General features: G+C 67.2%; 13 protein-coding genes and 7 pseudogenes. 10 read left to right on the top strand and 10 right to left on the bottom strand.

The genetic code is table 11. The features are described 5' to 3' along the window. Nucleotides 1-463 precede the first annotated feature (463 nt). The 3 genes from ACFY3N_RS34765 to ACFY3N_RS34755 all read left to right on the top strand — a co-directional run bounded on the left by ACFY3N_RS34765 (nt 464) and on the right by ACFY3N_RS34755 (nt 2,110). Entirely contained in the window at nt 464-922 is a 459-nt protein-coding gene (locus ACFY3N_RS34765) for a hypothetical protein (RefSeq protein ID WP_390820782.1), read from the top strand. A 112-nt stretch (nt 923-1,034) separates the two neighbouring features. Further along, a complete protein-coding gene (locus ACFY3N_RS34760) occupies nt 1,035-1,808 on the top strand; it encodes a transposase family protein (protein WP_390820781.1) in 774 nt (257 codons plus the stop codon). After that, complete coding sequence (locus ACFY3N_RS34755; RefSeq protein WP_390820780.1) at nt 1,805-2,110, top strand: hypothetical protein; 306 nt, start codon at nt 1,805-1,807, stop codon at nt 2,108-2,110. The genes ACFY3N_RS34760 and ACFY3N_RS34755 overlap by 4 nt, the downstream gene beginning before the upstream one ends. A gap of 51 nt (nt 2,111-2,161) precedes the next feature. Here ACFY3N_RS34755 and ACFY3N_RS34750 read toward each other — a convergent pair. From ACFY3N_RS34750 to ACFY3N_RS34735, 4 genes and pseudogenes are all read right to left on the bottom strand, one after another. Further along, nucleotides 2,162-2,537: pseudogene (locus ACFY3N_RS34750) on the bottom strand (site-specific integrase); the annotation flags it as partial. 348 nt (nt 2,538-2,885) lie between these two features. Beyond that, nucleotides 2,886-3,107: pseudogene (locus ACFY3N_RS34745) on the bottom strand (transposase); the annotation flags it as partial. Nucleotides 3,108-3,805: 698 nt separating this feature from the next. Further along, nucleotides 3,806-4,081 carry a hypothetical protein gene (locus tag ACFY3N_RS34740; RefSeq protein ID WP_390820779.1) on the bottom strand — a complete coding sequence of 92 codons (276 nt, stop codon included), beginning with the start codon at nt 4,079-4,081 and terminating at the stop codon, nt 3,806-3,808. 51 nt (nt 4,082-4,132) lie between these two features. Continuing rightward, nucleotides 4,133-4,390, bottom strand: a complete 258-nt coding sequence (locus tag ACFY3N_RS34735; RefSeq protein WP_390820778.1) for a DDE-type integrase/transposase/recombinase — start codon at nt 4,388-4,390, stop codon at nt 4,133-4,135. A 309-nt stretch (nt 4,391-4,699) separates the two neighbouring features. On the opposite strand from ACFY3N_RS34735, the gene istB reads away from it, so the two are divergent. Further along, nucleotides 4,700-5,470, top strand: coding sequence for an IS21-like element helper ATPase IstB (gene istB / locus ACFY3N_RS34730; RefSeq protein WP_390820785.1), 771 nt, complete (start codon nt 4,700-4,702; stop codon nt 5,468-5,470). 22 nt (nt 5,471-5,492) lie between these two features. Here the strand turns inward: istB and ACFY3N_RS34725 are convergent, their stop codons facing one another. Continuing rightward, nucleotides 5,493-5,879 (bottom strand): hypothetical protein, encoded by a 387-nt coding sequence (locus ACFY3N_RS34725; protein ID WP_390820777.1) that lies wholly within the window; start codon nt 5,877-5,879, stop codon nt 5,493-5,495. Between the two features lie 89 nt (nt 5,880-5,968). On the opposite strand from ACFY3N_RS34725, the pseudogene ACFY3N_RS34720 reads away from it, so the two are divergent. From ACFY3N_RS34720 to ACFY3N_RS34705, 4 genes and pseudogenes are all read left to right on the top strand, one after another. After that, nucleotides 5,969-6,301 (top strand): annotated as a pseudogene (locus tag ACFY3N_RS34720) (ATP-binding protein); the annotation flags it as partial. Between the two features lie 56 nt (nt 6,302-6,357). Continuing rightward, nucleotides 6,358-7,347: a phosphotransferase gene (locus ACFY3N_RS34715; protein ID WP_390820776.1), complete on the top strand. Its 990-nt coding sequence runs from the start codon at nt 6,358-6,360 to the stop codon at nt 7,345-7,347. A gap of 223 nt (nt 7,348-7,570) precedes the next feature. Next, nucleotides 7,571-7,980 (top strand): annotated as a pseudogene (locus ACFY3N_RS34710) (RHS repeat domain-containing protein); the annotation flags it as partial. 4 nt (nt 7,981-7,984) lie between these two features. Next, a pseudogene (locus ACFY3N_RS34705) lies at nt 7,985-8,191 on the top strand (IS5/IS1182 family transposase); the annotation flags it as partial. Between the two features lie 10 nt (nt 8,192-8,201). Here ACFY3N_RS34705 and ACFY3N_RS34700 read toward each other — a convergent pair. The 3 genes and pseudogenes from ACFY3N_RS34700 to ACFY3N_RS34690 all read right to left on the bottom strand — a co-directional run. Continuing rightward, a complete protein-coding gene (locus ACFY3N_RS34700; RefSeq protein ID WP_390820775.1) occupies nt 8,202-8,681 on the bottom strand; it encodes a nuclear transport factor 2 family protein in 480 nt (159 codons plus the stop codon). A 242-nt stretch (nt 8,682-8,923) separates the two neighbouring features. Next, nucleotides 8,924-9,058: pseudogene (locus ACFY3N_RS34695) on the bottom strand (DUF6193 family natural product biosynthesis protein); the annotation flags it as partial. A 30-nt stretch (nt 9,059-9,088) separates the two neighbouring features. Beyond that, nucleotides 9,089-9,424, bottom strand: a pseudogene (locus tag ACFY3N_RS34690) (GNAT family N-acetyltransferase); the annotation flags it as partial. A 9-nt stretch (nt 9,425-9,433) separates the two neighbouring features. Here ACFY3N_RS34690 and ACFY3N_RS34685 point away from each other — a divergent pair. Next, nucleotides 9,434-10,000, top strand: coding sequence for a GGDEF domain-containing protein (locus ACFY3N_RS34685; RefSeq protein ID WP_390820784.1), 567 nt, complete (start codon nt 9,434-9,436; stop codon nt 9,998-10,000). A 170-nt stretch (nt 10,001-10,170) separates the two neighbouring features. Here ACFY3N_RS34685 and ACFY3N_RS34680 read toward each other — a convergent pair whose 3' ends face one another. Both ACFY3N_RS34680 and lanKC read right to left on the bottom strand, forming a co-directional pair. Then, nucleotides 10,171-10,305, bottom strand: a complete 135-nt coding sequence (locus ACFY3N_RS34680; RefSeq protein ID WP_390820774.1) for a class III lanthipeptide — start codon at nt 10,303-10,305, stop codon at nt 10,171-10,173. A 63-nt stretch (nt 10,306-10,368) separates the two neighbouring features. Beyond that, nucleotides 10,369-13,053, bottom strand: a complete 2,685-nt coding sequence (gene lanKC / locus ACFY3N_RS34675) for a class III lanthionine synthetase LanKC (protein WP_390820773.1) — start codon at nt 13,051-13,053, stop codon at nt 10,369-10,371. Nucleotides 13,054-13,599: 546 nt separating this feature from the next. Between lanKC and ACFY3N_RS34670 the strand changes: the two genes are divergently transcribed. Next, complete coding sequence (locus ACFY3N_RS34670) at nt 13,600-14,598, top strand: XRE family transcriptional regulator (RefSeq protein WP_390820772.1); 999 nt, start codon at nt 13,600-13,602, stop codon at nt 14,596-14,598. Nucleotides 14,599-14,760 lie beyond the last annotated feature (162 nt).

The raw sequence follows: 14,760 nt of genomic DNA, 5'->3' as shown, positions 1-14,760 counted from the left end.
CGAGTACGAGGAAGCCTTCTGGCGCAGCCAGGAGCAAACCCCGCAGTCCGCCTGAACCAATCAAGATCGGACTCTATGAAACTCGGGGCAGCTCACCCTGTGCCGTTCGGAAATTCGTTGCCGCTGGTCAGGCCGCGTATCCGTACTCGTTGATCACGCTGCCGAGTATTCGGATGCGTAGAAGCCGGTGAGCGGACGGGGTGACTATGGGCGTCGGGTGCGCCTGGGCAGGGACTGTAAATCGTTCGGTGTAACTCCCGATCATGGAAGATGCATCGATGACCAGTGAGATCGTTTCATCTTGAACTCGCAGGTCGGGCCGCTGGTGTGGGTGGGGATTGACGCGCTCGTGCTGGTCTCGGGCGTGATCATTAGCAGGTGATCATCTGCCACGGGCCGGTTCGCGGGTTCTGGGGTGGTCCGCCGGAGGCGTCTCGTAGGTTCCGCAGTGGGAGGGAGGCGCATGGTGGACGTGCTGACGTGGACGATCGAGCAGCGGATACGACTGACTGAGCGTGCCGAGCTGCTGCGCAAAGAGCTGGCGGAGATTGACGCCGAGCTGGGCCGGCGGGAGGTTGCCGAGGTGGTGTTCGGCCAGTGGGCCGAGGCGACCGACGGGGGACGGCGGCCTTCGGGCATCGTGGATTCGGAGCGCGTCGCGGCTGGTCCGGGTGCGGGCGGGATGCGGTTGGTGCCGGACCGTGTCGAGGGGATGGGGCTGGAGGCCCTGACCTCGGAGTACCAGTGGATCATGGAGATCGTGGCCGGGGCGGACGGTCCGGTGATGGCCAAGGACGTCGCGATGGCACTGGGCCGGGAACTCGCACCGGGCAAGGTCGAGCCGGTCCGCGGCCAGCTGCGCAAACTCGCCGACCGGGGCTGGCTGAAGCGGACCGGATCAGGGCGCTATCTGCCGCGCTGACCGGCCGGTTCTCGCCGTAACGTGAGGGCCCCCGGCGGGAGTTGGTTCGCGTGTGAAGACTCACCGCCCCGCCGAGGGCACTCGCGATGCTGTCTACCAGGTTCGGCTCCCCGTGTCGAAGCGGACCATCGAACTCGTCGCCAGCCTGATACGCAGGCGGCGCAAGCAGCTCGGCACCCGCTGGCGCAAGGTCACCCCGGGGACCCAGGCGATCGTCGTGCTCGCCGTGCTCCGTCACGACCAGCGGCTTGTCGACATGGCCAGCGGCAACGCCGTCTCCGCCTCCACCGTGCGTCGCTGGATCCTGGAAGTCCTCGGGCTGCTTGCTGCCCGTGCCCCGCGTCTGGACCGCGCCCTGAAGAAGATCGCCCGGCGGGGCGGCGTGGTGGTCCTGCTGGACGGCACCCTCGTGCGCACCCGCCGCCGCACCGGGGCGGACAACCGCAGGAACTACAGCGGGAAACACAAGGCCCATGGCCTGCTCTTCCTCGCGCTGACCGATGAGAAGGGCAACCTGATCTGGATCTCCTCCGCCCGCCCCGGCCGGGCCAGCGAGATCACCGCTGCTCGCCACGACCACATCACCAGGCATCTGCGCGAGGCCGGCCTCGGCGCCCTGGCCGACCTCGGCTTCGTCGGCCTTGACGACGACCCCAACGATGCTCCGGTCATCATCACCGGCCGCAAGGCGACCCGCTCCCACCGCCTCACCGACGCCGAGAAGGAGGCGAACCGGCTGATCAGCCGCGAACGCGCCGCCGTCGAGCACGGCTTCGCGAACCTGAAGACCTGGCGCATTCTGGCCAAAGTTCGCATGAGCACACATTACGCCACCACGCTGCTACGAGCCCTGCTCGTTCTGGCGAACCGCGAGGTACAGCGGTGACAGACGATCACCCGACGACGATCACGCCGCCTGCCAGAACGAGGACCACATCACGGACTCACACCAATACCGCAACCTGCAAGTTCAATCGGCCTGACCGCGCTGAGCGCCTTCGTCAACGCGCGCACGAACAGCCTCGTCGCCGAGGGAAGACGGAGGCGAAATCGCTGGTCGGCGGATACCACGTGGCCTTCCTGGCCGCCGCCGGATTCACGCTGACCGCCCTGATCATTGGGGTTGGCCTGCTCAAGGGCACGCCGTCCGCAGGCGCGAAGCAACAGACCATGGCCTCTTCCGAATAGGGCGCCTCGGTCTCCTGACCAACACAGGTCATCCCAGTCCCTGGCCCCTTTTCAGCGTCTGCCGTTGCCCGGAGCAAGCAGGCTGGTGAGCTCGGCGATCGCCTCCGGAGACGGCTTGAAGCAGCGGCGGACGTTCTCCGGCTTTCTTGTGCCCCGACTTCGCCATGAGCATCAGCAGCGAGGTGCCCTGCTCGCCGAGGTGGGTCAGGGCGGAATGGCGGTACTCATGCAGGTCCCAGCCGGTCCCGGACCCGCGCAGGGCGGTGTGCTCATCCGGCAGAGCGCGGGCCTAGCCGTAGGAGAGGCGGGCCAGTCCAGTGTCCGGGCACACGTCGCGTGGGCTGACGATCTTGCCCGGCCCGGGGCGGCGGTGGGTGACGAACACCAGCCGCTGGATGCGGCCCTTGAGCAGGGTGCTCGGAAGCCGGAGGGCGTCGTTGCCGGTGGTGAGGACCCTGGTCTTGGACTTGGCTGGGTTCTTCCCGAGGCGGACCGGACGGCCGTAACGGCGCCCCCGGTCCTTGTCGACCAGTTCATCCAGCAGGTGCGGGACGGTGCCGGCGACCTCCTCCAGCGCGGCGCGGACGGCTTCGGTGACCATCTCCAGCCGGGCCAGGTCGCGCACAGCGGCCAGGACGTGGGTGGAGTCGGTGCACTGTCTGGTGCGCTCGCGCACCAGGCCGGCCGCCTTGAGGCGGGCCAGGGCGAGGCCGAGAAGGCGGTCGGCGCGGTCGCCCTCGGTGAGACAGTCACGGAAGTCGGCCAGCACGCTGTGGTGGAAGCCGGGATCGTCCAGTTCCATGGCCGTGGCGTACTTGAAGTCGATGCGGCAGCGAACCGCCTCAGCGGCTTGCCGGTCCGACAGGCCGAGTACGAACTGCAGCACGTACACGGTGGCCAGATAGGCGGGCGAGAGGCCCGGACGTCCATCCCGCGGATACCAGTCCGCGAAGTCCTCGTCACGCCAGAGCCCGTTCAGACGGTCTCTCACCCACATCGCCGCCGTGCCGCCCGGGTTGCCCGCCCGCGCGGTCTGCGCGGTCAGAGGCGGAACTTCCTCACCGGAACGAGGACGGAGCGACTACGGACACCTCGACAACTGCACGGACTCCAGGAACACCCCGAGCATACCCACCGGCCACCGCGACGCACCGGAAAACTCCAAAATCCCCGACAGAGCCGAGCTCAGCCCATGTTGGCGAATGTGAGCTCGGCCATGACCCAAAGACCGAAGAGCTGGAGCCCCAGAGCGCCAACCGCCACTCCCAACGCCGCGCCGGTGGTCAGTCGGCGCCGCACAAACCTGTATACAGAAAGCGTGACGGCTGCGACAAGGAAGAGCAGGATTACGGAAAGGGGCATATCTACCTCTATGGAAGGATTACGGCTTGACGGTAAGAGCGCACCCGGATAACAGCGTTTACGAATCTCAACCGTCTAGACGAAGTCGGTCGTGAATTGGTTCACCGGGTTTTGAGCACATCGGGATCTGCGGAAGACCCGCTACGACTTCGGGGGCGGGCGCCATCTTGTCCGACGGGGCACGTCACACACATGCGCAGCCGGCAACCGCATGAACGCCCATTACGCCACCACGCTGCTACAAGCCCTGCTCGTTCTGGCGAACCGCGAAGTCCAGCGGTGACAGACGATCACCCGACGACGATCACTCCGCCTGCCAGCACGAGGACCGCATCACGGACTCACACCAGTACCGCGACCTGCGAGTTCAAGATGAAACGATCTCAGTGAGAACGTGGCCGAGCGGGACGCCGTCGAGTCGGCAGCGGCTGTGTCGGCGAAGGGTGTGGACGACCGGCTGATCGACGAGTTGGTGAGCCAGTCGAACGCGTCGAGGCGGGCCTCTCGTTGACTGGACCAGTACTTGCGGCTCTGGAGCGTCTCGCGTTTGAACGTTGCGTTGAAGGACTCGGTGAGAGCGTTGTCCGCGCTGGAGCCGATCGCGCTCATGGACTGGCGGACGCCGGCCTGGCGGCAGGCGTCGGCGAAGGCCCGGCTGGTCTACTGGGCTCCGTGGTCGGTGTGCAGGACCGCTCCGACGAGGCTGCCGCGAGTGCGTTCGGCGGCGGCCAGGGCGTCGGTGACGAGGTCGGTGCGCATGTGGTCCGCGATCGCCCAACCGGTCAGGCGGCGTGAGGCCAGGTCGATGACGGTGGTCAGATAGAGGAACTTCCCGCCTTCCAGCGGGAGATAGGTGATAAGGTCCGTCCTCGCCAGCTGATCGAGGTCCGGGCCACGAAGTCCCAGGTCATGCTGCACTCCACCAGCGCCGATGCAATCGGCTCCACGTTGCTGGCTGCCCACCCGCGAGCGGTCGGCAAAGGCGTTCGGGTCGTCGACGAAGAGCACTGGGACGGTCTGCCAGATGGCAAGAACCGCCGTGTCACCACCGCCGACCTCGTGCCCTCACCTCGCCACGAGGCACCTCTGGGCGAGGAGGCCGGGCCGCTGCAGGCCCTGCTGACCCGGGCCGCGGCCGCCAACGTCAAGGTCGGCCGCCGTCCACTGTCGGTCTATGACGAGCTGACCGGCACCCGCCCGTTCACCACCCCTGAAGAAGGAACCGTCTTGAGCGAGCTGGTCTCCACCCGCATCCGTACCACGGCCGGCAAGCTCGGCCTGCCCCACCTGGCCGAGGCCCTGAACCAGTATGCTCAGCGGGCCGACGAGGCCAAGATGGGTTGTCTCGACTTCCTTGACCTGGTGCTGTCCGAGGAGCTGGCCGTCCGCGATGACCGCCGTTTCCGCCAGGGTCTGCGACTTTCGAAGCTCCCGCACCACAAGACGCTGGAGGACTACGACTTTTCCTTCCAGCCCGATCTCGACCCGCGCAAGGTGAAGGACCTGGCCACCCTGTCGTTCGTCGAGGCCAAGGCGAACGCCGCCCTGCTCGGCCCGCCTGGAGTCGGCAAGACCCACATCGCCGTCGCCCTTGCCGTCGCGGCTTGCCGGGCCGGCTACTCGATCTGCTTCACCAGTCTCGACGACATGGTCCGCAACCTCACGGCTGCCGAGGCCGCAGGCCGCCTGACCAGCAAACTCGGCACCTACCTTCGCCCGAGTGTCCTGGTGGTGGACGAGGTCGGCTACCAGCCCCTGGAACGAACGGAGGCGAACCTCGTCTTCCAGGTGATCTCCAAGCGTTACGAAAAGGGCTCGATCATCCTGACCTCCAACAAGACCTTCAGCGAATGGGGCCAGGTCTTCGGCGACGAAGTCCTGGCCACCGCAATCCTCGACCGGCTCCTCCACCACTGCGACGTGATCTCGATCAACGGCCCCAGCTACCGGCTCAAGAACCGGCTCGCCGCCATCGAGCGGGACACCCAGGTGGCCTGACCAGCGAGAACGGCGAAACCCGTCACCGGACGACAACGATCTCCGGAAGAAGCTGCTGCCATTCACCCAGCTCTGCAACAAGGACCCGGCGGGCCAGCCGCCGGGCCAGAGCCCAACCCCCATCGGTGGACAGCGCATCTCCTGTCCATCCATCAGCGTTCCCGTCCCCACTCATCCCGCTGAGGACCACGTCGATCTCCTGCAGGTCAGCCATGACTCCGCGGGCGAGCTGTCCCTCGGCCACCAAGGCCTCGGCCATGCGGAAGGCGTGATCGAAGTCCAGGGCGATCCCGTCCGCCATCACCGCATGCCTGACCAGCCAGGACACCTGGACCTGGGCATCAGCCGCCAACACGGTCAGCGCCTCCATCAACAGGCGCCGACGAAACGAAGGATCAGCACTCTCCACCACACGATCGTCGCACGCCCACAGCTGACGAGCCCACAGGCGGACATCCGGCTGAGCACGTTTATCTGTACTCACCTGAGCACTCTCGCGAGTACGCCGACAAGAAGCAGCTGAACAAGACCATCGCCCGCTACGGCCGCGTCGACCTCCTCTGTATCGACGAACTCGGCTACATGGAATTCGACCGGCACGGCGCCGAGCTGCTGTTCCAGGTGCTGACCGAGCGGGAGGAGAAGAACAGCGTCGCCATCGCCTCCAACGAGTCGTTCGGCGGCTGGACCAAGACCTTCACCTACCCCCGCCTCTGCGCGACCATCGTCGATCGCCTCACCTTCAACGGCACCATCATCGAGACCGGCACCGACTCCTACCGCCTCGCCAGCACCCGGGCACGAGCCGAAGAACCCGCCGAGGCCGGCTGATTCACTGGAAGCCGACTCGGCCCGACGGTTCATCGGGCCGGGGTTAGGGTCGACGGATGCGCCAGTTCACGGACAGTGAAGTCTTGTCAGGGATCGTGCATGAGGCACTGGGGGCTGAGGCCCTCGTTGTCGGAGTGGACCGGTTGCGCGGCGGGAGCAAGAAGGGGGTTTACCGGGTTCACACGAGCGGATCGCGTGCAGCCAGTGTGATCGTCTACAGCTGGGCCGAGGCCGAGAACTTCTGGCCGGCTGCGGAAGCCATCGCCCCGGCCCACCCGTTCGCTCCCGCCTCCGGGCTGGCCCCCTTCCTAGCGGCCCAGCGGAAACTCGACGGCCTGGAAGTCCGGGTTCCAGAGGTGCTTCTCGCTGACGACAGCCGACGCCGCTACCCGGCGGACGTGGCAGTTGTCGAGGACGTTGTCGGCGGCACTCTGGAAGCGCTCCTGAAAACGGATCCCGCACGCGCATCCAATGCCTTGAGCGAGCTGGCCGCCATGCTCGACGTGATGCACCAGCAGCACAGTCAGCACTACGGCAGGGTGGACGTGCTCGAACGGGGCGACAAAGCGAGTGGCGATTCATGCGAGCAGCTGGTGCTCGAACGTGCCATCGAGGACCTCGCTGAAGCGGCCGGACGCGACCCCAGCATCGGATCAGCCGCGGCTTTTTTGCGCGATCGCTTGCAGGAACTGGCCACACGAGTGGCTCCGCGCACGCAGCACGGACTGATCCACGGCGAACTCGGGCCCGACCACGTTCTGATCGATGCCTCCGGCCACCCCGTTCTCATCGACATCGAGGGGCTGATGTTCTTCGATGTCGAGTGGGAGCACGTGTTCCTGCAGCTTCGTTTCGGCGACCAGTACCCAGACTTGTCCCGCGCCGGACTCGATCCGGCACGGCTCGACCTCTACATGCTCGCGATGCGTCTCTCACTGGTGGCCGGCCCCCTTCGCCTGCTCGACGGCGACTTCCAGCACCGAACGGCGATGCAGGAAATCGCCGAACACAACGCGAAGGAAGCGCTGGCACTGTTGGACTCGTAGCACCGCGTCCGCCACATGCGCATCGCTCCTGCCGCTACCTACCTCGACGGCCAGCCGTCCTGGCGGGCGGCTGGCCGTCCCGCGTTCCCTCATTCACTCGGCAGTGCCGTCATTTCTCTTCGACAGTTGCGAGCCGGCTGATCGACAATGACTCCAGAACCGATCGACAATCGCTGTTCCTGGAGATGAACGAAGCCACCTGCGGTTCAAGGAGACGTCCACCGGCGGCTACACCACGCCGACGGGCCACTCCAAGGACCTGAAGAAGAACGCGGACGGCACCTACACCGTGACCGACCGCAAGTCGGGCACGAAGGACACCTACGACGAGCACGGCACGCTGACGAAGGTCACGGACAAGAACGACGGCACGATCATCGTCGATCAGCACGACGAGGGCAGCGAGCACAAGGGCTTCAAGTTGACCCAGACCCGCTCGGGCCGCTGGATCGACTGGTGAAGACGGACGCCAGCCAGTGGCAGGCCAAGTACCACACGGGCCGCACGGCCGTGTTCGACCTGGACCCGGCGGGCAACCTGGCGAAGGTCACCGACACCGACGGCAAGGCCACCGCCTACGCGTACGACTCCTCACGCCGCCTGACGAAGGTGACCACGCCCGAGGGCACCGTCGGGCCAGAAGGCCAACCGGATGCGGCGTGGCCGGGCCGGCGGCAGACCACCGGCCTTCGACCGAGGCCTCTGCAAGGCCCGCGATGTCGTCGAACGCTGCTTCAACCGACTCAAGCAGTTCCGTGCCATCGCGATCCGCTTCGACGAACTCGGCGCCCGCTACTGGGCCGGACTCCACCCCGCGGCACTCATCCTCTGGCTCCGCACGTAATCGCGCGGTCCTAGGCTGAGGGGGCCGGGGCCAATCCTTCCGGCAGTTGCGGAGGGGAGCCCTGGGTCCACGCCACCCGCAGTGTCGAGGCGGAGATCCGCCAGCCGTCAGCCGTCCTGACCAGACGGGTGTCGGCATGGCCGGCGGAGATGAAGACGCTGCCTGAGCCATCTGCCAGGACGTGGGTACTCAGCTGGGCGAAACGGGCAATGGCCCGGGCGCCGTCGATCTCGATGATGGCGTTGGTGCCGAGATGCGCGGTTCGGTCGAACAGCGCCATTCCTCGCCGGATACGGGCCAGTAGGGCATCGCGGCCATGGACGGTGCCGATGGGCATTTCTGCGGTGACGTCCTCGGTGTGGAACGCGCGAGCCCATTCCTCGTCGAAGACCCCGTCGTCCAGGGAACGCAGGTAGCGGTCCAGCAGGTCGGTGATCTCAGCGCGGTCGGTCAGGGCCTGCAGCTGTCGTTGCATCTCGTTGGTGTCCATGGCGGCAGACTCCTCCCTCAAGCGCACTTGAGGTCAATACGTCTGCCCCGAGTCCAATCGACCGTTCCGTCACGGCTGTCGTTGCGTCCGCAATCATGCGAGTTCGAGTGTGATCACCCGGACGCTTCCCGGGAGGCGGCACCGGCCGGTGCCGTCGAGGGTGAAATAGCGCAGGGCGGTGAGCCAGGGCCCCTCTTCAAAGGTGCCTACTGAGCTGCCGACGCGAAGTCGGTGGCTGGTATCTACCTGTTGTCCCGCGATCTCTCGTAGGCGGCCAGTTCCTCTGCGTTGCCGATGAAGGCCGGGCCGCAGTGTGATGGCAGACGATCGACGACCATCGCTACTGCAGCTTGCGCGCTGTCCGTCTCGGCGATCCGCGGGCTGGTTCGGCTCGGCCTTTCGACGCCTCACCGCCTACCGTGCACGAGCTCGTCAGCACAGCCGAACGGTGGGACCGAAGACCACACGCCGAACCACTGCTCGGCGCCCCACTCCTCGAACCGCTCCACCTCGCTGAACCCCAGCTTCGCCGCGAGGCTCATCGAGCGGTCGTTGGCGGTCTGGGTACAGAGCACCACCGGCTCACCGGGGAGCGCGTCGGCGAACCAGTCGAGTGCCGCTTCGCACGCCTCGGCGGCGTACCCGTATCCTCACGCTTCTGGCAGGAACATGTAGCCGAGCTCAGCCTCCCCAGCCTCTGGACGAATGTGTCCCGGGCGCTCCGCGTCGTACCGATCGAGAAGCGTGATTGACTGCAGGCCGCCCGCCGCGACCCCCTGACCGGCCTGCCCGGCCGCGACGAACCGACCGCCTACAGCGACCGGCTCCTGCGCACCAGCCGACGCACCGCGGTGCACGTGATGCTGCTGGACGGCAACGGCTTCAAGGCCATCAACGACACCCACGGACACGCCGTCGGCGACGCCGTCATCCGCGCCACTGGCCAACACCTCGCCGCCTGGACCACAGGACGGCAAGCCCTGACCGCCAGGCTCGGCGGCGATGAATTCGCCGTCACCGCCGTCCTGCCCAACGCATCCGCGCTCGCCGACATCACCGCCCTGCGCGAGCAGCTGCACCAGCCCCTCACCCACGACGGCCACACGCTGCAGATGACCGTCTCCCTCGGCATCGCCCGCGCCGCGGACCTGCCCGGCGAAAACACCGGCCGGCTCCTGCGCGCCGCCGACGCTGCCATGTACAAGGTCAAGATCGGCGCACAGACGTTCCCCTACCTGGCCATCCGAGCCGACGCCTACGGCGACACCGTCAACAGTCGCCGCGTCGGCCGCTCCGGCACCCACCTGCCCGTCGCATGAGCCCGCAGCCGGTACAAGCGCAAGCACGCACAGGCCGTCTCTGGCGTTGGCCGGGCCCGTCCGGCAGATATCAATCCGGCTGCGGCTGCGCCGGTATTGCCGGGACGTGCTGTACTGCCGGGGCGGCCACGGTGACCGCCCCGGCGCCGACTACCTGGGCTGAGCTACGCTCAGCAGTTGCCCCAGGTGAAGGTGCTGGGCCAGCCCGGGCACGGCGACTCGATGCTCAGCGTGCTGACCAGCGCCTCGGCCGCCTCGCCGTCGGCCGCCGCGGGAAGCCCCTGCATCTCCAGGATTTCATTCATTTTCCCACCCTCTTTCTCGTGTCGTCCGCCCGGGCGATTCCGTCCGGGCACCGGCCAGGTCCGTCACCTCTTGAGAGTGGCGGCCGCCGGGTCTGCGGTGCCGCACCGTGCGGGCGGCAGGAAAGGAAGTCCTGGGCCACCGTGCACCGTGGTGTGTGTGGCGAGCAGGACTCCGGCTGTTCCGGTGGCAAAGTCCATCGACAGGCGGAGGGACTGGTTACCTCGGAAGGCGATGTGGCCCTGGTAGGGCAGCGCGTGGAGGGGCAGAGTGGACAACATGTGATCGATACGGTGCTGTATCCGTTGATCCGGTGCGACTGCGCGCCGCTGGCACAGGTACAGCAGGATCCCGGCGCCGCCGAAGGAGAGTGTTGGCATGCCGTAGTGGTCGTAGCACGCGGCCTTCTCGATGGCGCGGTCGGCTTCCAGCAGCTCTAGGTCCTGGGCGTGCCGCAGGTACTCGGTCAGCACGATGCCCACCCCTACGCCGCCGGTGTGCAGGTAAGGCAGGGTCCGCCACCCGTCGTCGGCTTCTAGGGCGCCGTACCGGGTCAGGACGCAGTCACGCAGGTCCCGCCGCAGGGCCGCGGCGGCACGATCCAGTGCCTCCGGTCCGCCGGTCGCTTCGTGGAATCTGATCCAGAAAAGGGCCGGGCCTGCCCACCCGTGCATCAGACCCGGTCGGCCGCGCGGCGAATCCGGGGAGGTTGCCTCGGCCAGCCGTTTGGCGAGGAGCCGTTCCACGGCGTGCACCTCGTCCCACAGGTCCTCGTCCTGGTCCGCCTGGGCGGCGTCGAGCAGGGCCAGGCCTGCTCCGGCAAGTCCGCAGAAGAGGTCGAACCCGCGGGCCCCGGCGTCCTCAGCCCGGGCTGACCCCAGGACCGCTGCCGCGTCATCCCGCAGTCCGAGCGCCCGTAGGACGTGGGCGATACCGTGGAAGCCGTCGTAGAAGCCGGGCCGCGCCTGCACCGACCGTAGCCGGTCGAGCAGCCATTGCTCGTGGTGCGGGAAATGGCCTTGGCCGGTCGCGGCTAGAGCGTATAGGACACCGGCGGCGCCATGGGCCACACCCAGCCCGTCGGCACCCCGGAATTGCTCGATGTCGCCGGGGAACAGCCGGTCGGTGCGCTCGGGTGTGGCGCTGGCCAGCACCGCCTGCCCCATCGAACGGATGCTTGCGTCCCAGGGCGGCAGGTCGCTGCCGCTGAGGAATTGGCGGGTGGTGGGTGTCGCGGCACGCGCCAGCAGCCGCTTCCTGCGACGTCCGCTGACCGGCCCGGAACCGGCGGCCGGGGGTGGGAGCGGAGAATCCGTCGCTTCTGTCGCCGCAGGTGCCACCGGCCGCCCCCACCCCATCCCGGCCAGGATGGAGTCGACGAAGTCGTCATCGAGCCCGTAGCGGCGTGCCGCGTGCTCGGCGAGTTGGACGGCCTTCCCCGGTTCGTACTCCACCAGCATGGTGTGAGGAAGAAACAGGTCCAGCTTCACCGCAGCCAGTGCCCACAGGTCGGCGTCGCGCCCGGTGACCCCGGCGGGTGCGCGAAATCCCGGAGCACCGTGCAGGGCCACGTGCCGGGGGTTGTCGATTCCGCTGAACTCGAAGTCCAGCAATACGGGTTCGTCACCTCGCACGACGATGTTCTTGGGATGCAGGTCGCCGATCACTACACCGCGCTCATGGACCGCCGCTACGATCCGCTTCAGCCGCTCGGCCACCCGCAGCGCCCAGGAGACGTACTCGGCCGTCTCCTCGGCCGTTGTGCCGCCGGGCCGGAGAAGCGGTGTGCGTTGCATTGCGGCCCGTTTCAGATTCAGGCCGTCGATTCGCTCCATGGCCAGAAAATGATGGTCCCAGGCCGCGAAGTACCCGTACAGCCGTGGCACGCCGGTCTGTCCCGCCAGCCTGGTGAGGACATCCGCTTCGTGCCGCAACCGGGTGACGGCGTCCCGCCCGGCGCTGTCCAGGCCGGCGTGGGGTCGGGCCTCCTTCAGGACGACGGCCTCCCCGGTGTCCAGTGCCTCGGCTGCATATACGCCTCCGCCGTTGGAGAAATGCAGGGCGTGGGACGGGCGGTAGGGGAAGTCGATGCGGCGGGCGCGGTTGCTCTGAATCTGATCCTGGAGGAACGCCGGGAGTGCCACCCAGTCGGGCACGTGGAACACAGGGCGGCGCACGTCGGGCACCAACTGGCCTTTGTCGTTCTCCAGCGCGGGCACCTCGTCGCCGTTGTCGTCCTGGCAGAAGCGAGGGATGAAGCCCCCGTACCGGACGTAGAGCGGGCCCGAGCGCCAGCGGAGATCGCTGAGGATGTACGGCCCCTCCTCCCCGGTCAGCGGTTGCTCCAGGTCCAGCAAGGTGCGGTGCAACTGCTCCGCGCCGCCGGCGTAGATGGTGATGAACTTCCCGCTGGAGCCTCTGTTGGCGTATTTGGCGTTCGCCTGCGCGAGCGCATCGGGACTGCGCAGGAATTTGAACGGCAGGTCACGGGCGACGCAGTAGTGCCAGACCTGCCCCAGGATCTTCTCGGCGTTCCCCGGATGCCCAGAGACATGGATCTTCCAGCCTTGAGCCGGCAGTTGACCGTCCTTCGGACGGAGATGGACCCACGGTCCGGAGACATGCCGTTCCCATGCGGCCGGGATGCGCGCGTCGGTGAGGGGAAAGGCGGGCTGGGCCGCGTCGTCCGGCCTGTCGTAGAAGTCGCTCCCGGGAACGCAGAACTCGACGTAGCGTAGATCGAGAGGCATCTTCCCCACCTTTCTCCGTGTGCCAGCTGCTTGTGTACGGACACCCGGCCGTCCCACGCGTGACGGCATGGTGGTTCGTCACGATGCCGCCGCCCCGCGGTCCGCGGACCTGTGACAGTCCGCAGGCTCGCCGGGAGCTTGCCGCCCCTCGGGTCGCACGAGCGTTGGGTGTCCCGCCTTCCAGGCTGGTCAGAACCTTGTCCGCATCGCGCCCCGGATAGCCGAGCATGGCGGAATCCGCCGTTGTGCCTGCTGACGTAGCCGCCAGGCCCCCTTAAATCGGTGGGTCACCGCGGCGTATGTCCAGGAAAACGAGGAGAACGCCAATAAACGTGCATGCGCTCAAGCTGAGTTGCACGCCTTCTTCGGGTAGTGCGATGAGTGCGCCGTTCTCGACCCGTTGAGGATGTCCGCATGCCCGGGAAGGCGGCAAGGAAAATCAGCGTTCACGTTCGTTCGGAACGGTGCTCTTCATGCTCCGAACATGCTCGAACAAGGCTGATTTTGTGGTGGCTTGGTGGCTGTATGTGACGCCATGCTTGGATCATGCCCCAGACGGATAGAGCTTTCCCAGGGCCACCAACGAAGCCGCCGCAGCCAGCTCAGGCCGATACTCCGGCCGAGTTCAATGCCGCGCTGCGCACATTACGGACGTGGTCCGGGCTGACCTACCGGCAGCTTGAGAGCAAAGCCACCGCACATGGCCACACGCTGCCGGCCAGCACGACGGCGACCACGCTTGGCCGTGTCACCCTGCCTCGCGAACGGTTCGTCAACGCCTTCACCCATGCCTGCGGCCTCGACGAGGACGAGATACAGCAGTGGCTCAAGGCCCGCCGCCGCATCGCCGCCGATGCGTCCGTCCCCGCCCATGACGAGGGCGGCGACGATCATGATGCTGCGGCCGGCGGTACGTCTGCCCCCGCACATAATTTGCGGTGGTGGTGCCGGGTGGTCGCCCTGGTGGGCGCTGCGGGTATTGGAGCCATCAGCGCCCTCGGGGTCGTTGGCCTGGTTCGCGACACGTCGCCACCGGCCGAACTGCCTACCATGCCGGTGACCGATCTACGCATGCTGGCCGTGGGCAGCTGGGCACACATTCACCCCGCCCGTACACCCAAGCTGTGCGTGACCGAGGGTAGAGATCGCACCCGCCGCTACAAGACTGCCATCGCCGCCCAACGGCCCTGTACCCAAACCAACCTGCCGCGGGTGTTCCTCGAACCAGTGGGCCGGGACGTCGTGCAGATCCAGTGGCACCACCCGAAGTACGGCATCGGCTGCCTGACACTTCTCCTGAAGGGCTCGGGCCAGGACCTACTTGAGCCTCGCGACGACTGCGCCGACACCAACCGGGCCCAGCAATTCCGCCTCGAGCGCTTTGGCCCGCCCGCTATGACCCACTTCCGTATCCGTCCGGTCAGCACCGGCCTGTGTCTGAGCCTGCGCGACCAGGACACCGCCATCGGAGCGGAAGTCGTCCAAGGTCGCTGCTCCGGTGCCGCCGACCAGGACTTCCTGATTGAACTGACACGCCCCCACTGACCGCTGCCGCTTCCCCGAGTGGCCGCACCTGGCGTATGGCCCGGGTCCCGCCCACCGAGCCCGGCGCTGTCCTGGCCACTGCCAAGCGGTACCTCTCCGCGCTGATGCTGTCGCCGGCTCGCGAGGATGATGGCAGCGAGCAGGGAATGCTCACTCTGGTGT

Origin of the sequence: Streptomyces sp. NPDC000348 (genome assembly GCF_042898795.1) — a bacterium.
Lineage (GTDB): Bacteria > Actinomycetota > Actinomycetes > Streptomycetales > Streptomycetaceae > Streptomyces.
This window is presented reverse-complemented; position numbering and strand designations above follow the sequence as displayed.